This is a genomic window from Vibrio sp. T9 (genome assembly GCF_003123985.1).
In the GTDB taxonomy this organism is placed as follows: Bacteria; Pseudomonadota; Gammaproteobacteria; order Enterobacterales; family Vibrionaceae; genus Vibrio; species Vibrio diabolicus.
On record NZ_NIGY01000065.1, the window covers coordinates 1 to 452 of the forward strand.

At 60.6% G+C, this 452-nt stretch carries 2 protein-coding genes; both read right to left on the minus strand.

Translation table 11 applies throughout. The annotated features are described in order from the left end of the window. Window positions 1-39: 39 nt before the first annotated feature. Window positions 40-234, minus strand: coding sequence for a 50S ribosomal protein L32 (rpmF, locus tag CBX98_RS25435; RefSeq protein WP_046968738.1), 195 nt, complete (start codon window positions 232-234; stop codon window positions 40-42). Between the two features lie 18 nt (window positions 235-252). Then, a partial coding sequence (locus tag CBX98_RS25440; RefSeq protein ID WP_172606030.1) for a YceD family protein occupies window positions 253-452 on the minus strand: 200 nt, incomplete at its 5' end.

A 452-nucleotide genomic window follows, 5' to 3' on the forward strand; every position in this document is an offset into this window, starting at 1 on the left:
CCGCGCCGCCTGCGTTGTGATCGTCCCTAGGGAGGGAGATCAGTCTTCGATTTCAACCGCGCCGCGGGTCTCGATGACCTTCTTACCGCGGTAGAAGCCATCCTTGGTCACGTGGTGACGCAGGTGCACTTCGCCGCTGGTCGGATCGGTCGACAGCTGAACGGTCGTCAGCGCATCGTGCGAACGACGCATGCCACGGGTGGACGGGGTCTTGCGGCTCTTGGCAACTGCCATGACAAATCTCCAGCGAAATTACTTTATGAGTCCGCGGAGTGCCGCGAACGGGTTTTCAGACGGATCCGGCGAGGCTTCTTCTTCCTCGTCGGCACCAACAATGTCATCGGGCAACTCGTAGTCCGGATTGACCGGGACCAGGGGCAGCGCCAACAGCAGTTCATCTTCGATCGTCGCGACCAGGTCGAGCTTGCCGTCCTGTTCGACGAGAAGTGCCT